Genomic DNA, 18942 nt, shown 5'->3' on the forward strand with positions numbered 1-18942 from the left:
CCTTATTTCAGCGCGCCGAGACTGAAATATCGGGATACCGACGACGACGACGCCAGATGGAGGAATTCGCACAACTGCAACCTTCACTCTTTTGAAACCATGTCAACAAAATTATTCCGGACAGCAGTGCGCGCAGGCGGGGACCCATACGGCGCGGACGGCGATGCGGCGTATGGATTCCCGCCTGCGCGGGAATGACGCGGCGGCGGCGGGCAGCCTAGGTGCGCCACCTGCCGGCGCGGGCCAGTTCGGCGACGGCGGCGGCGAAGGCCTGTGGCGCTTCCTGCGGCAGGTTGTGGCCGGCGCCGGGAATGCGCAGGTGCTTGTGCGGACCGCTGAAGTGCGCGGCCGATGCGTTGCCGTCGGCGGCGTAGGCCGCGCCGTCGTCGGTGCCGTCCATGCTGATGGTGGGCACGCGGATCGCCGGCAAGGCCGCCAGCCTGGCTTCCTGTTCGGCGTAGTCGGGGAGGCCATCGGCGTGGCCGAGGCGGTGGCGGTAGGCGTGGATGACCACCTCGACGTAGTCCGGATTGCGGAACGCTTGCGCCGTGCGCAGGAAGGTCGGGCCGTCGAAGTGCCAGCTGGGCGAGTTCCCCTCCCACAGCAGGCGCGCGATGTCGTCGCGGTTGGCGGCCAGGCCCGCGCGCCCGCGTTCGGTGAGGAAGTAGAACTGCTGCCAGCCGCCCGCCTCCGCCTTGGCCGGCGCCGGCAGCGCGGCCTTGGCGATGTCGTCGATCAAATAGCCGTTGACCGCCACCAGCCCCACCACGCGGGTGGGCTTGAGCGCGGCCATCACGCAGGCCGCGCGCCCGCCCCAGTCGTAGCCGGCCAGCACGGCTTCCGGGATGTGCAGCGCGTCCATGAAGTCGATCAGGTCCTGGCCGAGGGCGGCCTGCTGGCCCGTGCGCGGCGTGGCGTCGTCGAGGAAGCGCGTGCTGCCGTGACCGCGCAGATAGGGCACCAGCACGCGGTAGCCCCGCTTCGCCAGCATCGGCGCCACCTCGGCGTAGCTGTGGATGTCGTAGGGGAAGCCGTGCAGCAGGATCACCGGGCGGCCGTCGGCGGGGCCGGCCTCGTGGTAGCCGATGTCCAGCGTGTCGGTCCGCACCTGCTTCACCGGCAGCAGCGGCAGCGGCGCGGTCGGGCGCGTCGGCGGCGCCAGCGGCTTGCCGCGGCCAGCGCGCGCGGGACCGGCCGCGCCAGTGACGTTGGCGGCGTGGGCGGCGTTGGTGGTCAGCAGCGCGCCCGCCGTGCCGGCGGCGGCCAGCAGGAAGCGGCGGCGGTGTTGGATGGCGTCAGTCATTGGTGTTCCTTTCGATGTCGGTGATCAGTTCACTGGCCAGCCATGCCGCCAGCAGTTCGCCGGCTTTCGCCACGCCGGCCGCCTCGCCGCAGCGCGCGGCCAGCCATTCGCACAGCGCGGCGAAGCCGCCGTCGCTTTGCAGCTGCAGCAAGGCTTCGTATTCCAGCAAGTCGACCTGCGTCAGGCAGGAGCGGTAGCCGCGCCGCCAGACCAGCAAGCCGCCCTGCTCCGCCAGCATTTCACTGTCCGGCAGCTCGCGCGCCTCCCACAAGGCCGACCACACCTGCTCCGAATTGGTGAGCGCCGTGGCGGTGCGCAGCGATGGCGTCAGCCGCAGGCGCGCGGTGTCCCAGTCGAGCCGCGCCATCGCCTCCGGCGCCAGGGCCTGCGTGTCCGGCGGCGCGTCGGCGGCGACGAAGGCCGCGCCCAGCGCGTGCTCGATCCACGCCAGCTCGTGCAGGTCAGGATTGTGCGGATACAGCGCCGCCAGCGTCCGCGCGAAGCCGTCGGCGTAGGCGTCCAGCGTCCACGCGTGCGGCGGATGGGCGTCGACGTGGGTGATGGCGGCGTGGCGGAACCCCTCCTCGCCCAGCCACACCCGCAGCTTGGGGTAGCACGCTTCCAGCGCGCCCACCAGCTGCGCGCGGTAGTTGTTCTGGTAGACCGCGAGGCCGGCCATGGCGCGCGGCCCGCCGCCAACGCCGGCCAACACCGCGTCCGGCGGGGCGCCGACCAGCCATCGCTCGAAGCCGCGCTGCAAATCGGCCAGCATCATGCCGCCTCCCGCCGCGCCAGCAGTTCGCGGTCCCACGCGTGCGTGCCGCCCAGCTGGCGCGCGATCCACAGTTCCTGCAGCAGCTCGTCCAGCGGCGGGATATGGTCGTCGCGCTCGATCATGGTGGCCACCGGGCCGACGCGCGCCATCACCTGCGCGTACAGACGCCACACCGCCTCGCACACCGGGCTGTCGTGGGTGTCGATCAGCAGCTCGGCGCCCTGGCTGTGGCCGGCCAGATGGATCTGGCGCACGGCGTCGTACGGCAGGCCGTCGAGGAAGTCGGCGGTGTCGAAGCCGTTGTTGGTGGCGCTGACGTAGATGTTGTTCACGTCCAGCAGCAGGCCGCAGCCGGTGCGCCGGCTCATCGCGCGCAGGAATTCCCACTCGCTCATGGCGGCGCCGTCGAAGGCCAGATAGCTGGACGGGTTCTCGAACAGCATGGCGCGGCCCAGCGCGTCCTGGGCCTGGTGGATGTTGGCGCACACCACGTCCAGCGCCTCCTCGGTGTAGGGCAGCGGCAGCAGGTCGTGCGAGTTGAAGCCGCCGATGCGCGACCAGCTCAGATGGTCGGACACGAACAGCGGCTCGATCTCGTCCACCAGCGCCTTCAGGCGCTTGAGGTAGTCGGCGCGCAGCCCGTCGGCCGAGCCGATCGACATCGACACGCCGTGCAGCACCACCGGGTGCCGCTCGCGCACCTGGCGCAGGATGTGGCGCGGCTGGCCGCCGTCCACCATGAAGTTCTCGGAAATGACCTCGACAAAATCCACTGCCACCTGGTTTTCCAGGAATTCGCGGTAGTGCTCTTTGCGCAGGCCCAGTCCATAGCCTGAGAAGGGTTGTAGGTTCATCGCTGGCTCGCTCTTGGGTTAAATGGCCCGGCGCTGACAATGGCCGGGCCGCGTGAGGGTTACTTCGGTTCGGTCAGGGTGCCGCCGGCCGCCAGGCAGGCGCTCCTGGTTTTCACCAGCACGCCCTCGCCCTTGCAGTTGTTCAGGCCCTTGCAGTCGTTCTTGGCGGTGGCGCACAGGCTGGTGCCCTTGCAGGTGTTGATGCCGTAGCAGCGGCCCAGCGGGTCGCTCTTGTCGGCCTTCTGGGTCTGCTCGGCGGCGTGGACGTTGGTGCCGACGGCCAGCGAGGCCATTGCCAGCATGGCGGAAGCGGCGGCGATGCTCAGACGGGTGGTGGTGCTCATGGGTGTACTCCTTCAGGTTAGTGCGCGTTGTGCGCGGCGGTCAAAATAACGTCGGCGACTTTCTCGGGCTGCGAGATGTAGACCAGGTGGCTGGCCTTGATCTCGGTCACCGTGGCGCCGGCGCGCTGGTACATCCAGCGCTGCAGGTCGGGGCTGAGCGCGCGGTCGTCGGTGGCGACGATGGCGTAACTCGGCTTGCTGCGCCACGCCGCCGCCCAGATCTGGGTGGTGAAGGCGGACGTGGTGGCCGGCACCTGGGCGGCGGCCATGAAGTTGGTGCGGTTCTCGGCCAGGTCGGCGCCGAAGTCGGCGTGGAATCTGGCGCGGTCGAAGAACAGGTGGCCGTCCTGGGTGGCCTGCACCGAGTTGCTCGGCGCGGGCATGGAGCCCAGCACCTGCGCCAGGCTTTCGCCGACGTCGGGCAGCAGCGCCGAGACGTAGACCAGGGCCTTGACCTTGTCGCGGGCGCCGGCGGCGGAGATGATGGCGCCGCCGGAGCTGTGGCCGACCAGCACCACCGGGCCGACCTGCTGGTCGAGCACCTCGCGGGCGGCGGCGACGTCGTCGTCAAAGCTGGTGTGCGGCTGGTTGGCGATGGTGACGTGGTAGCCGGCGTGGTACAGGATGTCGAACACCACGCGCCAGCCGGAGCCGTCGACAAAGGAGCCGGGCACGATGACGACGTTGCGCGCGCCGGCGGCGGTGGGGCCAGCGGCCGGCGGCGCGGCGGGCGCGGCCTGGGCCTGGGCCGGGGCCAGACCGCCGGCGGCGGCCAGCAGCGCGGCGGCGATGGCGGCCGCTTTCAGGGCCAGGATGGCGCGCATTATTTCTTCTCCTTCGGCGTCAGCGAGCCATAGCCTTTCGGCGTCTTGATCCTGGTGCAGGTGCCCTTCTCGACCAGGGTCCAGGCGTCGCCCTGATAGTCGACCGAGGAGGTGCCGGCGCAGCTGGTGCCGGCGCCGGCGGCGCAGTCGTTCTGGCCGGCCTTGGCCACGCCGTAGCATTTCTCGGTGGCCGGCTTGGCGGCGTCGGCGGCCTGGGCGCCGGTGGCCAGCGCGGCCAGGGTCAGGGCCAGCGAGGCGGCCAGCGCGGTGCGGGTGTTGGTCATGGTGTTTCCTTTCTCACAGGTTTAAAAGCGTATTCGATGACATCGGATACGAGTAATTACTTAAACAGCAGACGGTCGAGCGACCAGGCGCCACCGCCCTGGGCGATCAGCGGCAGCAGCACGGCAGTCCACAGCAAGTGGGTCGGCCAGGCGCCGGGGTAGACGAAGAGTTCAATCACGGCCGTCATGCCCAGCAGCGCCAGCGCCGAGACGCGGGTGCACAGGCCCAGCACCAGCAGCAGCGGGAACAGGTGCTCGGCGTAGGCGGCCATGGGCGCGGCCAGCTCGGCCGGGATCAGCGGCAGCGCGTATTCCGTGCGGAACAGTTCATAGGTGAAGGGCTTGATGGTCAGCCAGCCCTGCACCTTGGTGCGGCCGGACAGGAAGAACACGGCCGCGATGCCCACCCGCGCCAGCAGCAATTGCAGGGCGGGCGGCAGCAGGGCCGGCAGGCGGGCGCGCAGGGGCGCGGCGAAACTGAGTGCGTTCATGGGGGAACTCCGGTTATTAATCGCATCCGTTTGCATCGGACGAGATGAATCATACCCACGCGCGCCGGCAAAGTCAATCGCATTTGATTGAATCGTATCCGAATTATTTTTGCTTATTGCGTGGACAGCGACTGGCCGATGTCCAGCGGCCGGATGTCGAGCCGCATGCGCAGGATGGAATAGCTGTGCGGCGCGGCCGAGGCGTAGGCCACGCTGTCGCGCGTCTTGCTGAGGGTGAACTGGAAGCCCAGCTCGGGCAGCGCGCCGTTGCGCCCGCTGGTGGCGATGCCGATCGCCTCGCTGCGGCGGTTGTTCATCAGGTTTTCCATCAGCTGCACCAGCGCGCCGCGACCGAGGATGTCGGGCGAGAACACCGGCTCGGCGCCGAGGTCGGCGCGCGCGCCCAGCTTGCCGCCGGCCTTGGCCGCGGACGGGGTGAAGGTGTGGCTGGCCAGGTCGTACAGGTCGCCGCGGTCGAGGTAGCTGATCACGGCGTTGCTGACGTTGAAGCCGGGCCGCGCCGGGTCGGTGCTGGCGCGCGTCAGGTCGACCAGCAGCGCGCCCTTGCTGCCGACGATCTCCACGCGGCGCCGCGGGTCGACCACCATGGCGGTGTTTTCGTCGATGCCGAGGCCGTATTTATAGCCCTTGGCCAGCATGGCCGGGATCATGCGGGCGAAGCGGCCGCGCACCAGGAAGTGCTGGTCGACGAACACGTCGTCGCCGATGAAGCCGAGGCCGGGGGCGATTTCCTCGCCCTCGCGCACGCCGCCGCGCAGGGTGGCAAACACGGTCTTGGGCGCGTAGAACATGGTGCTGCTCATGACGGCCGCGCCGGCGCTGTTGCCGGCCACCACGCCGCCGCGCCGGTAGACGTCCCAGACGGCGTCCAGCACGGCGCTGCGGCTGCCGTCCGGCCGCACCAGCGCCTGGGTGATGCGGGCCTGGTCGCCGCCGGAGAAGAACACGCCGGCGGCGCCGCGCACGGCGTCGGCCAGCAGGGGGTCGTCGGCGGCCTTGCGGTAGTCGCTGTCGGCCAGCTTGACGGCCAGCGGCACCTGGAAGGCGTCGGCGCCGTAGCGGTTCAGGTAGTCGACGATGGCGGCCGCCACCGGGGCCGGGTCGGCCGCCGCCGACGCGAACACGGCGATGCGCGCGCCCTGCCCGCCCGCCAGCGCGACGATGCGCTGCCAGACGGCCTCGTTGTCGGGCCGCAGGCCGCCGCCGATGATGACCAGCGAGCCGCGCGGGGCGTCGGCCAGGGGGGCGGCCGGGGGGGCGGCCGGGGCGGCGCCGGCGCCGGCCGGCATGGCCAGCAGCACCACGGCGTGGAACAGGAAGTGGATCAGCATGCGCATGAGGGCTCCGGGCTTGCCCCGACCGCCAGGGTCCGGCCCGCCGGGGGCAGGCCCCGGCGCCGGCGGGGTGCGGGTTGCGTGGGTGCCCCTACTATACCTGAAGCCGCGCTAGCGGTAACGGTACAGCGGCTGCGCCAGCTGGATCGGCCGGATGTCCATGCGCAGCTTGAGCACGGAGTAGGCCTCGACCTCGGTCGAGCTGTAGCCGACGCTGTTGATGGTCTTGCTGAAGCGGAACTCGAAGCCCAGCTCGGGGTTGAAGTCGCGCGGGTTGCCGAAGGCGATGCCGATGGCTTCCTGCTGGGCGTTGTCGATCAGGTTGACCATCAGGTCCAGCACGGCGTTGTTGCCGAGGATGTCGTTGGTGTAGACCGGCTCGCGGGTGTCGGGCTGGTTCGGGTCGAGCTTGTTGTCGGCCTTGTCCGGCGAGGGCGTGAATTCGCGCGTGACCAGGTTGAACTTGTCGCCGCGGTCGAGGTAACTGATGGTGGCGTTGGAGATGTTGAAGCCCTTGATGCCGCGGTCGGTGATGGCGGCCGACAGGTCCAGCAGCAGCGCGCCGCTGTAGCCGATGATCTCGACGTCGCGCCGGGCGTTGACCACCATGGCGGTGTTCTCGTCGATGCCGAGGCCGATCTGGTAGCCCTTCTTCAGCATCACCGGGATCATGCGCGCGAAGCGGCCGCGCACCAGCAGGTGCTGGTCGACAAACACGTCCTCGCCGATGAAGCCGAGGCCGGGGGCGATCTCGTGGCCGTCGTTGACGCCCTGCTTGAGCATGTCCAGCGTCGACTTGGCGTCGTAGAACATGGTGGTGCTCATGATGGCGGCGCCGGCCGAGGAGCCGGCCACCACGCCGCCGTCGCGGTAGACGTCCCACACGGCGTCCAGCGCGGCCGTGTGGCTGCCGTCCGGGCGCACCAGCGCGCGCGTGATGCGGGCCTGGTCGCCGCCGGTGAAGTAGATCCCGGTGGCCGAATGGATCATGGCCACGGTTTCCGGGTCCTCGGCGGCCTTGCGGTAGTCGCTATTGGGCCAGGTGACGCCGAGCGGGATGGCGAACGCCTGGGCGCCGTACTGATTGAGCTTGTTGACGGTGGCCTGGGCCGCCGCCTCGGGGTTGATCGAGGCCGAGCCGAACACGCCGATGCGCGCGCCCTTGCCGCCGGCCAGCTGCACGATGCGCTGCCAGACCTCGGCGTTCTCGGTGCGCAGGCCGCCGCCGATGATGACCAGGTTGCCCGCCGGCGGCGCCAGCACCGGCTTGGGCGGCGGCACCGCCTTGGCCGGCTTGCTGCTCTTGCCCGGCACCTGCACCTTGGGCACCGGCGCGCCCGGCACCGGCGTCGAGGCCGCCTGGGCGGCGCCCGCCAGCGCCAGCAGCCACAGCATGCAGAGGCGCAAGCACAGCTGCCGCAGCGTCAAACCCGTTACTTTCATGTTCCCCTTCCGATGAAAACCGGCGCCGGGCTGTCGCCGGGCGCCGTTGCGTCTTGCCAGATGATACCAAGCAATTGCTTAAAAACGCATTACTTGAACGCGTAATTTACACTGGCGTACAGGCGGCGCCCGCGCACGTCGGTGTAGGTCGGATCATAGCCGGAGATGAAGTGGTAGGCCTGGTTGGAGAACGGCGGCGCGGTGTCGAACAGGTTCTGGATGCCGGCGCGCAGCTTGAGCGCCTTGCTGGCCTGCCACGACCCGGTCAGGTCCCACAGCGAGTAGGGCTTGACGCGGTTGGGCTTGACCACCGAGCCGTCGTCCAGGTTGATGGCCGAGTTCTGGTCCTGGTAGCCGCTGGAGAAGGTGTTGGACAGGGTGGCCGCCCACGGGCCCTGGTCCCAGTCCAGGCTGATGGTGTGGCGCCAGCGCTGCACCACGCCGTCGGTGACGAAGCGGCCCAGGTTGGACACATAGACGTCGCCCTTGTCGTTCTGGATCTTGGAATCGGTCACATAGGTGCCGGACAGGCGGCCGCCGAAGCGCCCGGCCCAGGTCTGCACGCCCTTGAAGTCGATGGTCAGGTCGAGCCCGGCCGCCTTCTGGGCGCCGCGGTTTTCCTTGAACTGGTCGATCCACAGGATGTAGTTGTCGTCGTCCGGGTCGCGGTGCACCAGGCTGGCGTACTTGACCGGGTTGGCCAGGATCAGGTCGTCGCCGACCTCGGCGATCAGGTCGGTGCGCTTGATGTTCCAGTAGTCGAGCGTCAGCATCACCTGCTTGGACGGCTGCAGCACCATGCCGAGCGAGAACTGGCGGCTCTTTTCCGGCTTCAGGTTGGGGTTCGAGTGGCGGTGGGTTTCCCAGGCCTCGGCGCAGGAGGCGTAATCGTTGTCGACCACGGCGCAGTAGACCGGGTCCGGCAGCACGGCGGTGCCGCCGACCTGCATCGGGCGGTACAGATCGGTCATGGACGGCGCGCGGAAGCCGCGCCCGGCCGAGGCACGGAACAGCATGGTCTTGTTCGGCATATAGGTCAGGCCCAGTTTCGGGCTGGCGGCGCCGCCCACCACCTGGTAGTGGTCGTAGCGGGCCGAGAGCTGGGCTTCCCACTGCTTGCTCAGCGGCAGCAGCAGCTCGCCGTACACGGCCTGGATGTTGCGCGCGTAGCTGGTGGCCTGGCCGCCCTCGGGCGCCGGGTCGTTGTTGATGTTGTCGCTCAGCAGCAGGGCCGACGGGTTGTAGTCGGTCTTCTCGCGGCGGATTTCGCCGCCGATGGCCAGCGCGGCCTCGCCGCCGGCCAGGGTGCCGACCGCGTGCGAGACCTTGAAGTCGAGCGAGTCGGTGGTGCCGCGCGCGTGGCGCACCTCGTCGTTGACCTGGAGGCTGTTGATCAGGTCGCGGCCGGCCTGGCTGGACGGGCCGAACGGGTTGATCAGGCCGTCGGCGATGCCCTGCACCAGTTCGTTGTACAGCAGGTAGCCGTGGGTGTCGCGGTCGCGCACCACGTTGACGCTGTGGTTGAGGCCGATGTCATAGTCGAAGCCGTTGCGCGAGCCGCTCAGGCCGACCACATAGCGCTGGCTTTCGCTGGTCAGCTCGCTGGTGCGGCGGCCGGCCTCGTTGAGGCGGATGCGCAGCTCGACCTCCGGGTCGCCGCCGGCCTCGTCCGAGCCGAGGTCGTAGCCCTTGAAGGCCGGGATCACGCTGGCGTCGACATAGGCGCGCACCCGCGCCGACGAGGCCGCGTACCAGGTCTTGGAGCGGCTCAGGGCGATCTCGGCGTACAGCTGGTTGTCGGGGTTGAGCTGCAGCACGCCGCGGGTCAGGATGTTGGTCTTCTCCGATTTCGGGTACAGCTCGGTGTCGCCCATGTAGTTGTAGGTGCAGCCCTCGGGGCCGCCGGTGCCGCTCGGCAGGTAGAGGTTGGCCGGCGCCGAGCAGGTCGGCACCGACGGGTTGATCAGGCGGCTGCCGATGGGCTGGCCGTTGATCTTGAAGCCGTTGGCGGCCAGGTAGTCGCGCTGGTCGGCGCTGAGGCGAATATTGGCCGGCGAGGTGTAGCCGGACAGGAGGTGCGGCAGCCGCTCGGGGATGCGCAGGTCGTTGATGAAGCCGCGTTGCGAGGTCGACAGGGCGTCGGTGCGCTGGAAGTCGGCCACCGCGAAGACGTTGTAGCCGTCCTTGCCGAGGTCGCCGTGGCCGGCGGTGATGGTGGCGGTGCGCTTGCCGGCGCCGCCCTCCTCGGTCTTGAGGCCGTAGGCGTTCAGTTCCAGGCCCTGGAAATCCTTGCGCGTGATGAAGTTGATCACGCCGCCGATGGCGTCGGTGCCGTACAGGGCCGAGGCGCCGTCCAGCAGCACCTCGACGCGGGCGATGGCGGCGGCCGGGATGTTGTTGAGGTCGACGCCGGTGTCGTCGCCGGGCGAGGCGAAGTTGGCCATGCGGCGCCCGTTCAGCAGCACCAGGGTGGACGAGGTGCCGATGCCGCGCAGGTTGGCGCTGTTGAAGCCGCGCTGGTCCTTGCCGTCGGTGATGGAGACGCCGTCGGTCAGGCCGCCGACGTTGGCCGACAGCCGCGCCAGGATCTCGCTGGCGGTGGTGACGCCGACCTTGTCGATTTCCTCGCGCGTGATGACCTGCACCGGCAGGGCGGTCTCGGCCTCGATGCGCTTGATGGCCGAGCCGGTGATCTCCACCTTGGGCAGCGGCGCCGCCGGGCTGGCCTCCTGGGCGATGGCCTGGCCCAGCAGGCCGACGCCAGCGCCCACGCTCAAGGCCAGGCGGACGGCGCGCGCCATGCCGGTCATGCGGGTTGCCTTCATATTCTCTCCCTGTTGTTCGATATGTAAATAATTCATTTAAACTAACTGTACGCACATGTGGCCAAAAACTCAAGGCGGCGGCGCGCGCGCGATTTACTTTGTGAAAATAGTGCTACATACTCAATGCTTTACGAACCAGCAGGGCAGGCCATGCAAGCAATCACACATCCATTGTCGGTGGCGCACGCCAACGCCGCGTACACGCTGACCAGTTTCCACTTCGGCACGCCGGGCAGCGGCAAGAAGGTGTACATCCAGGGCTCGCTGCACGCCGACGAGGTGCCGGGCATGCTGGTGGCGCAATTCCTGCGCAAGGAATTGCTGGCGCTGGAGGCGGCCGGGCAGATCCACGGCGAGATCATCCTGGTGCCGGCCGCCAATCCGATCGGGCTGGCGCAGGCCATCCACGGCGCCGCCTTCGGCCGTTTCGACCTGACCACCGGCGTCAATTTCAACCGCGCCTACAAGCACGTGGCCAACGATCTGAAGCGGTCGCTGGAGGGCAAGCTGGGGCCGGACGCGGCCGCCAATGTGGCGCTGATCCGCGAGCACGCGCGCGCCTCGATCGCCGACTGGCAGCCGGCCACCGACGCCGAGACGCTGAAGAAAACCCTGATGACCCTGGCGATCGACGCCGAAATCGTGCTCGACCTGCACTGCGACAACGAGGCGGTGCTGCACATTTACGCCGGCACGCCGCTGGCCGAGGCCATCGCGCCGCTGTCGGCCATCCTCGGCTCGCACGCCACGCTGCTGGCCTACGAGGCCGGCGGCGAGCCGTTCGACGAGGCCTGCAGCCGCCTGTGGTGGGATCTGGACCGGCATTTCGAGCACCGCTTCCCGATCCCGGCGGCCTGCCTGTCGACGACCGTCGAGCTGCGCGGCGAAATGGAGGTCAGCTACGAGCTGGCGCGCAAGGATGCGGCCGGCCTGCTGCAATTCCTGGCGCTGAACGGCGTGCTGGGCGACGCCAACGCGCAGGCGGCGGCGGCCACGCTGCCGGAGCCGCTGTGCGCGCCGACGCCGCTGGAGGGCGTGGAGCCGGTGTACGCGCCGCACGCCGGCATCCTGATCTACACGCGCGAGCTGGGCGCGAAGGTGGCGGCCGGCGAGGCGCTGGCCGACCTGATCGATCCTGTCAGCGGCGAGACCACGGTGCTGCGCGCCACGGTCGACGGCGTGTTCTTCGCGCGCAGCGCGCACCGCCACGTGATCCGCGGCATGAACGTCGGCAAGGTGGCCGGCGCCAAGGCCTATCGTGAGGGCGACCTGCTGAGCGCATGATGAAGAAAAAACTCAAACTCCCGCATACCTTCGTCCTGCTGTTCATCATCCTGGCGCTGATCGCGGCGGCCACCTGGCTGGTGCCGGGCGGGAAGTACGACACCCATCTGGTCAACGGCAAGCAGCTGATCAATCCGGACAGCTTCCACTACATCGACAGCAATCCGCAGGGGCTGGTGGCGCTGATGAAGGCGCCGATCAAGGGCTTCGTCGAGGCGGCGCAGATCATCGGCTTCGTGCTGATCGTCGGCGGCGCGTTCGCGGTGCTGCAGAAGACCGAGGCGATCGACGCCATGATCAAGTCGCTGGCGAAGGCGCACGCCAGCTCGGCGTTTATCCAGAAGGCGCTGATCCCGGTGTTCATCACCCTGTTCTCGATCGGTGGCGCCACCTTTGGCATGAACGAGGAGGCCATCCCGTTCATCCTGATTTTCGTGCCGCTGGCGCTGGCGCTGGGCTATGACACGGTGGTGGGCGTGTCGATTCCGTTTCTGGGCTCACAGGTGGGCTTTTCGGCGGCGTTCCTGAACCCCTTCAACGTCGGCATCGCCCAGGGCATCGCCGGGGTGCCGGTGTTTTCCGGCTGGGGCTATCGCCTGATCGTGTGGGCCATCGCCACCACGGTCACCATCGTCTTCATGATGTGGTACGCGGCGCGCGTCAAGCGCGATCCGACCTTGAGCCCGACCTACGCGCTGGACCTGGAGAAGCGCAAGGACTTGCCAGTGGGCGGCGTGGGCGAGTTCCACGGCATGACCGCGCGCCACAAGCTGGTGCTGTGGATCTTCGCCGGCTCGCTGGCGGTGATGGTGTTCGGCGTGGTGCATTACGAATGGTACATCGACGAGATCGCGGCGCTGTTCCTGTCGATGGCTGTCGTCATCGGGCTGGTCGGCAGGCTCGATTCGACCCAGATCGTGGAGGGCTTCATGCAGGGCGCGCGCGACCTGGTCGGCACGGCGCTGGTGATCGCGCTGGCGCGCGGCACGCTGGTGCTGGCGCGCGACGCCCACATCATCGACACCATGCTGCACGGGCTGATGCCGCTGGTGCAGTCGGCCCATCCGGTGTTTGCGGCGTGGAAGATGTTTGGCATCCAGACGGTGATCAATTTCTTCATCCACTCCGGCAGCGGCCAGGCCGCGCTGACCATGCCGATCATGGCGCCGCTGGCCGATCTGGTGGGCGTGACGCGCCAGACCGCGATCCTGGCGTTCCAGTTCGGCGAGTTCACCACGCCGATGATACCGACTTCCGGCATCACGGTGGGCGTGCTGGCACTGGCGCGCATTCCGTGGATCACCTGGGCCAAGTGGATGATCCCGCTGCAACTGATCTACGCCGTGCTGGCGCTGGCCCTGCTGGTCCCGCCCTGCCTGATGAACTGGCAGTAAATTTGCCGGGTATATAGACACGGTTTCTTAGTCCGGTAGGTTGCCTATTTCTGCCTATTTTCGCCTATTGAATGCCTATTCCGGTAACGCCTCTCCAGAGGGAAATCGGGTAAAAACCGCCTGAAAAATAGGCAAATCATAGGCGAAAATAGGCGAAAATAGGCAACCTGCATGAGGGAGGAACGGTGTGTATATCGCCGGCACGAAATGGCGCGGCTCCGGCTTTTCCCCGCCTGTATAGACAAGAGCGGCGCGTTTTACGGTTTATAATCGCTGGTTGATCCTCCGCGCACTTCCTCTATTTGACTATGACCTCACAATTTTCCAAAAAGGCCGAAGCCTGGTCGGCCCGCTTCAGCGAACCGGTTTCGGACCTCGTCAAACGCTACACCGCCTCGGTGTTTTTCGACAAGCGCCTGGCCAAGGCCGACATCCAGGGCTCGCTGGCCCACGCTGAAATGCTGGCCGCCCAGGGCATCATCAGCGCCCAGGACCGCGCCGAGATCGAGCGCGGCATGGCGCAGATCAGCGCCGAAATCGAAGCCGGCCAATTCGAATGGCTGCTCGACCTGGAAGACGTGCACCTGAACATCGAAAAACGCCTGACCGAGCTGGTGGGCGACGCCGGCAAGCGCCTGCACACCGGCCGCTCGCGCAACGACCAGGTGGCCACCGACATCCGCCTGTACGTGCGCTCGGCCATCGACGACGTGCTGGCCCTGCTGAACGCCCTGCGCGGCGCCCTGACCGACCTGGCCGAAAAGAACGCCGACACCATCCTGCCCGGCTTCACCCACATGCAGGTGGCGCAGCCGATCACCTTCGGCCACCACATGCTGGCCTACGTGGAAATGTTCGGCCGCGACGCCGAGCGCATGGCCGACGCCCGCAAGCGCGTCAACCGCCTGCCGCTGGGCGCGGCCGCGCTGGCCGGCACCACCTTCCCGATCGACCGCGTGCGCGTGGCCAGGACGCTGGGCTTCGACGACGTCTGCCACAACTCGCTGGACGCCGTCTCCGACCGCGACTTCGCCATCGAATTCACCGCCGCCGCGTCCCTGATCATGACCCACATCTCGCGCATGTCGGAGGAGCTGATCATCTGGATGAGCCCGCGCGTGGGCTTCATCGACATCGCCGACCGCTTCTGCACCGGCTCGTCGATCATGCCGCAGAAGAAAAACCCGGACGTGCCGGAACTGGCGCGCGGCAAGACCGGCCGCGTCTACGGCCACCTGATGGGCCTCCTGACCCTGATGAAGGGCCAGCCGCTGGCCTACAACAAGGACAACCAGGAGGACAAGGAGCCGCTGTTCGACACCGTCGACACGCTGGTCGACACCCTGCGCATCTTCGCCGACATGGCCGGCGGCATCACCGTCAAGCCGGAGAACATGCGCGCGGCCGCGCTGCAGGGCTACGCCACCGCCACCGACCTGGCCGACTACCTGGTCAAGAAGGGCCTGCCGTTCCGCGACGCCCACGAGGCCGTCGCGCACGCGGTGCGCGCCTGCGACGACCTGAAGATCGACCTGGCCGAGATGTCGCTCGAGCAACTGCGGGCCTTCTCGCCACTGATCGGCGACGACGTGTTCGCCGTGCTGACGCTGGAGGGCTCGGTGGCCGCGCGCGACCACGTCGGCGGCACCGCGCCCAACCAGGTGCGCGCGGCCATCGCCCGCGTGCGCGCCCAGCTGAAGTAGGCGCCGCGCCGCCCGCCGGGCGGCGCCACGTCCCGCGCGGGCCGGCCTCCATGCCGGGCTGGCATGGCCGGCGCTCCATGGGTTCCCGCCTGCGCGGGAACGACAGCGTCACTGTTTGATCTGGCGCAGTACCGCGCCGCGCCATCGCTCTAGCGTGAAGTCATCTACCACGGAGGATGACATGAACCCACGCACACCCTGGCCCGCCGCCGCCATCGCCCTGACCCTCGCCGCCCCGCACGCCCCGGCCGCGCAACTGATGGCCGCCCCGGTGGCCGTCGCCACCCCGCAGGACGCCGCCGGCCTGGTGGCGCGCCTCACCGCGCTGGACGCCCGCCCCGGCCTGACCAACGACTACAGCTTCCGCATCAGCAGCCAGCACCCCGGCGTGGTGGGCCAGAAGATCACCCGCGCCCAGCACACCTACAAGGGCCTGCGCGTGTTCGGCTCGGAGTCGGTGGTGGTGACCGACGCCAGCGGCGACATCGTCAGCGTCTCGGCCTCCGACCGCCGCCCCGGCCTGGCGCCGCAGGCCACCACGCCCGGCGGCGTGGCGCCGCCGGCGCCGCCGACGCCGGACCAGCTCACCCCCACGCTCAGCGCCGACCACGCCATCGGCAACGCGGTGCGGGCGGTGGCGCCGGCCGGCAGCCACCGCTGGCCGCCCAGCGCCGAGCTGCTGATCTACCCCATGATGAAAAGCGCGCGCACGGCCGCCGCCGCCGGCAAGCCCGAGGACCAGCTCAACGCGCTCGACCTGGAGGAGGTGGTGGAGCGCTACGCGCTGGCCTGGCTGGTGCAGCTGCGCATGGCGCAGGACGGCAAGCTGGTCTACTACGACGTGGTGGTGGACGCGCGCGACGGCGCCATCCTGACCCGCTGGCCGGCGCTGCAGACCGTGACCGGCGTCGGCCACAGCCAGTACAACGGCCAGGTGCCGATCAGCACCAGCGCCACCGCCACCGGCTTCCAGATGCTGGACGGCACGCGCGGCGCGGGCGGCCGCTTCGGCGCCATGGCCATCACCAACGCCAACCACAGCTCGCCCAACAACCCCGACCCCGGCGCCATCTACACCAACGCCAGCAACACCTGGGGCGACGGCCAGCAGTACAGCGGCGGCAGCACCACCGACGCCAACGGCCAGACCGCCGCCGTCAACGCCCTGTGGGGCCTGATGAACACCTACGACACCCACAAGAACGTGCTGGGCTGGCAATCGCTGGACGGCAACAACACCGCCACCCACATCGCCGCCCACGTCGGCACCGCCTACGACAACGCCTTCTACGACGACAGCTGCAAGTGCATGTACATCGGCGACGGCAACAGCTTCACCAGCCTGGGCGTGATCGACGTCATCGGCCACGAGATGTCGCACGGCGTGACCGCCGCCACCGCCGACCTGGTGTACACCGGCGAGTCGGGCGGCCTGAACGAGTCGCACTCCGACATCGGCGGCGAGATGGTGGAGGCCTACGCGCGCGCCGGCGCCAGCGGCGCCGCCATCCCGGCCAGCGGCAACGACTGGATGATGGGCGCCGAGATCAGCAGGAACGGCCAGCCGCTGCGCTGGATGTACAAGCCCAGCAAGGACGGCGCCAGCCCGGACGCCTGGAGCGCCGGCCTGAAGAACCTCGACGTCCACTACTCCAGCGGCCCCAACAACCGGATGTTCTACTTCCTGGCGCAGGGCTCCAGCGCCGACGCCGCCAGCGACCGGCACAGCCCCTACCTGACGCGCGCGCCGGCCGCCATGAGCGGCATCGGCGCCGACAAGGCCTACCGCATCTGGTTCAAGGCGCTGACCACCAAGTTCACCGCGTCCACCAACTACGCCGACGCCCGCAACAAGGTGCTGCAGGCGGCGCAGGAACTGTACGGCGCCGGCTCGCGCGAGGCGGTCGCCGTGCAGCGCGCCTACGCCGCCATCAACGTCGGCGCCGACGTCGACGAGGCCGGCGATGGCGGCGGCGGCGAGGCCGTCGAGCGCGTCGTCAACGGCGGCTTCGAGGACGGCGCCGCCGGCTGGAGCGGCAGCACCCGCGTGATCGGCGCGCACGGCGCCCAGCCGCCCTACGAGGGCGCGCGCTACGCCTGGCTGGGCGGCAACGGCCGGCGCTCGACCGAGACCCTGACCCAGTCCGTGCAGATCCCCGCCAACGCCGCCAGCGCGCAACTGAGCTTCGCGCTGCACATCGACAGCGCCGAAACCAGCAACACCGTGTACGACACCCTGACCGTGTCGCTGCGCGCGGCCGGCGGCGCCCAGCTGGCCACGCTGGCCACCTACACCAACCTGACCCCGGCCGCCGGCTACCAGCTGCGCAGCTTCGACCTGCTGCCGTTCAAGGGGCAGAGCGTGACCCTGTCGTTCGTCATGCGCGAGGACCGCAGCAAACAGACGTCCTTCGTGCTCGACAAGGTCAGCCTGCTGACCCGCTGATCAGCGCAGCGACACGAACACCGGGTTCGAATAGAACCACAGGCTGCGGTAGTTGCGGTCGTTGATGTCGTTGAAGCGCTGGGTGTTGTCGGCGCTGCCGGTGCGCTGGTCGGCCAGCGGCTCGCCGCCCGCCGTCAGGCCGGCCACGTCCACGCCCAGATTGGTGCCGCGCAGGCGGAAGTACTGGTTCTTCGACGCCGTGGTCTCATACGTCACGCTGTAATAGCCGTCCGCGTCGAGCTTCCAGTCGGCCGCCGTGAAGCGCTTCACCACGCGCGTGCTGGCATTGGTGGCCACGCTGTAGGCCGCGCTGCCCGGCGCCGCCCTGGCGCCGACATCGCCGGCGATCAGATCGACGTGATCGACCACCGGCTTGACGTTGGCCGGCGTGCCGCTGTCGACCGGCTTCTCGTAATTGTTCTTGGCCGGCGACTTGAAGCGGATGGTGATGGTGACCTTGTCGCCGCTGGCCACCTTCAGCTCGCCGCCCATCTCCTTGCGGTCATCCTTGCTGGCCAGGTTGAAGTCCAGCGCGTTGATCAAGTCGCCGTAGACCGAGAACATCTTGCCCGAGCGCAGGCCGGCCAGCAGATCCTTGACCGCCGGCGCGCCGCTGCCGCTGTTGAACACGTAATTCTTGGCGTACTCGCCGGGGAAATAACCGCTGCTGTTGCCGCCGACGATCTTGAAGTGCGTGTCCGAATCGGTCAGGTTCCAGATGCGGCGGCCCTCGCCCAGCAGCGCGTCCCACGGGCCGCCCAGCTTGGCCACCACATAATCGACGCCGCCGTACACGCGCAGCGGCGCGTTGTCGTCGGTGTAGGCCGCCGTGTAGCCGCCGCGGTCCGGCTCCATCTGATTGCCCACCATGCCCTCGATGGCGAACATGATGTTGGGCGCGGCGTCGTTGAAGGCGCGGAAGTCGGCGATGGTGTAGCTGCCCTTGTTGCGCGACGGGTGGTTGATCACCGCGTAGCTGCTGTCCGGATAATTCTGCTTCAGCCAATCGATCGCCCGCAGCGCGTCGGCGGCGGTCTTGTTGTAGCGCGTCTCGCCGTATTTGGCCTTCCACGCCGTCACGTCGGCCGCGTCGAACATGGCCGGGTCGCGCGTGGTGAACAGGTACTCGAACTCCTTCATGCCCTTGACGCTGGCGGCCGCGCCGTCGAACAGCCCGATGCCGATATGATCGTGGGTCGGCATGTCCCACTCGAAGCCGGAGAAAATCAGCTTGTCGGCATACGTGCCGGCCGCCTGCAGCGCCTTCACGCGCGGGATCTCGTAGCGCTCGACGCCCAGCGACATTGGGATCGAGGCCGCCAGCGCGGCGCCCTTCTCGTCGCGCGTCGACACCCGCAGGTGATTCGACACGGCCATCCAGTCCAGGCCATAGCTGGTGAAGGCCTTGGCCAGGATCTTGTCGAGCGTCTGGCTGACATCGGCGTCGGCCGACTGCGTGGTGTGGGTGTGCAGATCGCCGGCGATCCAGCGGCCGGCCGGCAGCGGCGGCACCGTGTCCGGCGGCGTGTTGTCGCCGCCGCAGGCGGCGATGATCAGCGCCATGGCGATGGCGGAAGGGAGCAGCAGTTTTTTGTACGGCATGGGGCTATCCTGAAG

At 68.7% G+C, this 18942-nt stretch carries 16 protein-coding genes; 5 read left to right on the forward strand and 11 right to left on the reverse strand.

From position 1 onward, the window contains the following. Positions 1 to 198 (forward strand): hypothetical protein (locus FHW83_RS30455; protein ID WP_218106204.1); only part of this gene is annotated, 198 nt, incomplete at its 5' end. Positions 199 to 217: 19 nt separating this feature from the next. On the opposite strand, the gene FHW83_RS06680 is transcribed toward FHW83_RS30455, so the two are convergent. The 10 genes from FHW83_RS06680 to FHW83_RS06725 form a co-directional block, all read right to left on the reverse strand. After that, positions 218 to 1303 (reverse strand): alpha/beta fold hydrolase, encoded by a 1086-nt coding sequence (locus tag FHW83_RS06680; protein WP_176645597.1) that lies wholly within the window; start codon positions 1301 to 1303, stop codon positions 218 to 220. After that, positions 1296 to 2078 carry a DNA-binding domain-containing protein gene (locus tag FHW83_RS06685; protein ID WP_176645598.1) on the reverse strand — a complete coding sequence of 261 codons (783 nt, stop codon included), beginning with the start codon at positions 2076 to 2078 and terminating at the stop codon, positions 1296 to 1298. The genes FHW83_RS06680 and FHW83_RS06685 overlap by 8 nt, the downstream gene beginning before the upstream one ends. Further along, positions 2075 to 2932: a DUF692 domain-containing protein gene (locus FHW83_RS06690; protein WP_176645599.1), complete on the reverse strand. Its 858-nt coding sequence runs from the start codon at positions 2930 to 2932 to the stop codon at positions 2075 to 2077. The genes FHW83_RS06685 and FHW83_RS06690 overlap by 4 nt, the downstream gene beginning before the upstream one ends. A gap of 59 nt (positions 2933 to 2991) precedes the next feature. Further along, a complete protein-coding gene (locus FHW83_RS06695) occupies positions 2992 to 3276 on the reverse strand; it encodes a hypothetical protein (RefSeq protein WP_176645600.1) in 285 nt (94 codons plus the stop codon). A 17-nt stretch (positions 3277 to 3293) separates the two neighbouring features. Next, positions 3294 to 4100 (reverse strand): alpha/beta fold hydrolase, encoded by an 807-nt coding sequence (locus FHW83_RS06700; RefSeq protein ID WP_176645601.1) that lies wholly within the window; start codon positions 4098 to 4100, stop codon positions 3294 to 3296. Beyond that, complete coding sequence (locus FHW83_RS06705; protein ID WP_176645602.1) at positions 4100 to 4384, reverse strand: DUF2282 domain-containing protein; 285 nt, start codon at positions 4382 to 4384, stop codon at positions 4100 to 4102. The genes FHW83_RS06700 and FHW83_RS06705 overlap by 1 nt, the downstream gene beginning before the upstream one ends. A gap of 56 nt (positions 4385 to 4440) precedes the next feature. Beyond that, complete coding sequence (locus FHW83_RS06710) at positions 4441 to 4875, reverse strand: DoxX family protein (protein WP_176645603.1); 435 nt, start codon at positions 4873 to 4875, stop codon at positions 4441 to 4443. Between the two features lie 113 nt (positions 4876 to 4988). After that, positions 4989 to 6233, reverse strand: a complete 1245-nt coding sequence (locus FHW83_RS06715; protein ID WP_176645604.1) for a cyanophycinase — start codon at positions 6231 to 6233, stop codon at positions 4989 to 4991. Positions 6234 to 6341: 108 nt separating this feature from the next. Beyond that, positions 6342 to 7673 carry a cyanophycinase gene (locus FHW83_RS06720; RefSeq protein ID WP_176645605.1) on the reverse strand — a complete coding sequence of 444 codons (1332 nt, stop codon included), beginning with the start codon at positions 7671 to 7673 and terminating at the stop codon, positions 6342 to 6344. 89 nt (positions 7674 to 7762) lie between these two features. Further along, positions 7763 to 10498 (reverse strand): TonB-dependent receptor, encoded by a 2736-nt coding sequence (locus FHW83_RS06725; RefSeq protein WP_229224066.1) that lies wholly within the window; start codon positions 10496 to 10498, stop codon positions 7763 to 7765. Positions 10499 to 10648: 150 nt separating this feature from the next. Here FHW83_RS06725 and FHW83_RS06730 point away from each other — a divergent pair, with 150 nt between their 5' ends. From FHW83_RS06730 to FHW83_RS06745, 4 genes are all read left to right on the forward strand, one after another. Beyond that, positions 10649 to 11782 carry a succinylglutamate desuccinylase/aspartoacylase family protein gene (locus FHW83_RS06730; RefSeq protein WP_176645606.1) on the forward strand — a complete coding sequence of 378 codons (1134 nt, stop codon included), beginning with the start codon at positions 10649 to 10651 and terminating at the stop codon, positions 11780 to 11782. Further along, complete coding sequence (locus tag FHW83_RS06735; protein WP_176645607.1) at positions 11779 to 13176, forward strand: YfcC family protein; 1398 nt, start codon at positions 11779 to 11781, stop codon at positions 13174 to 13176. Before FHW83_RS06730 ends, FHW83_RS06735 begins: the two co-directional genes overlap by 4 nt. 308 nt (positions 13177 to 13484) lie before the next feature. Beyond that, positions 13485 to 14879 (forward strand): argininosuccinate lyase, encoded by a 1395-nt coding sequence (argH, locus tag FHW83_RS06740; RefSeq protein ID WP_176645608.1) that lies wholly within the window; start codon positions 13485 to 13487, stop codon positions 14877 to 14879. 181 nt (positions 14880 to 15060) lie between these two features. Further along, positions 15061 to 17325, forward strand: coding sequence for a M4 family metallopeptidase (locus FHW83_RS06745; protein ID WP_176645609.1), 2265 nt, complete (start codon positions 15061 to 15063; stop codon positions 17323 to 17325). Here the strand turns inward: FHW83_RS06745 and FHW83_RS06750 are convergent, their stop codons facing one another. Continuing rightward, positions 17326 to 18927 carry an S-layer protein gene (locus FHW83_RS06750; protein WP_176645610.1) on the reverse strand — a complete coding sequence of 534 codons (1602 nt, stop codon included), beginning with the start codon at positions 18925 to 18927 and terminating at the stop codon, positions 17326 to 17328. It abuts the gene before it with no gap. Positions 18928 to 18942 lie beyond the last annotated feature (15 nt).

Origin of the sequence: Duganella sp. SG902 (assembly GCF_013376005.1) — a bacterium.
GTDB lineage: Bacteria > Pseudomonadota > Gammaproteobacteria > Burkholderiales > Burkholderiaceae_D > Rugamonas.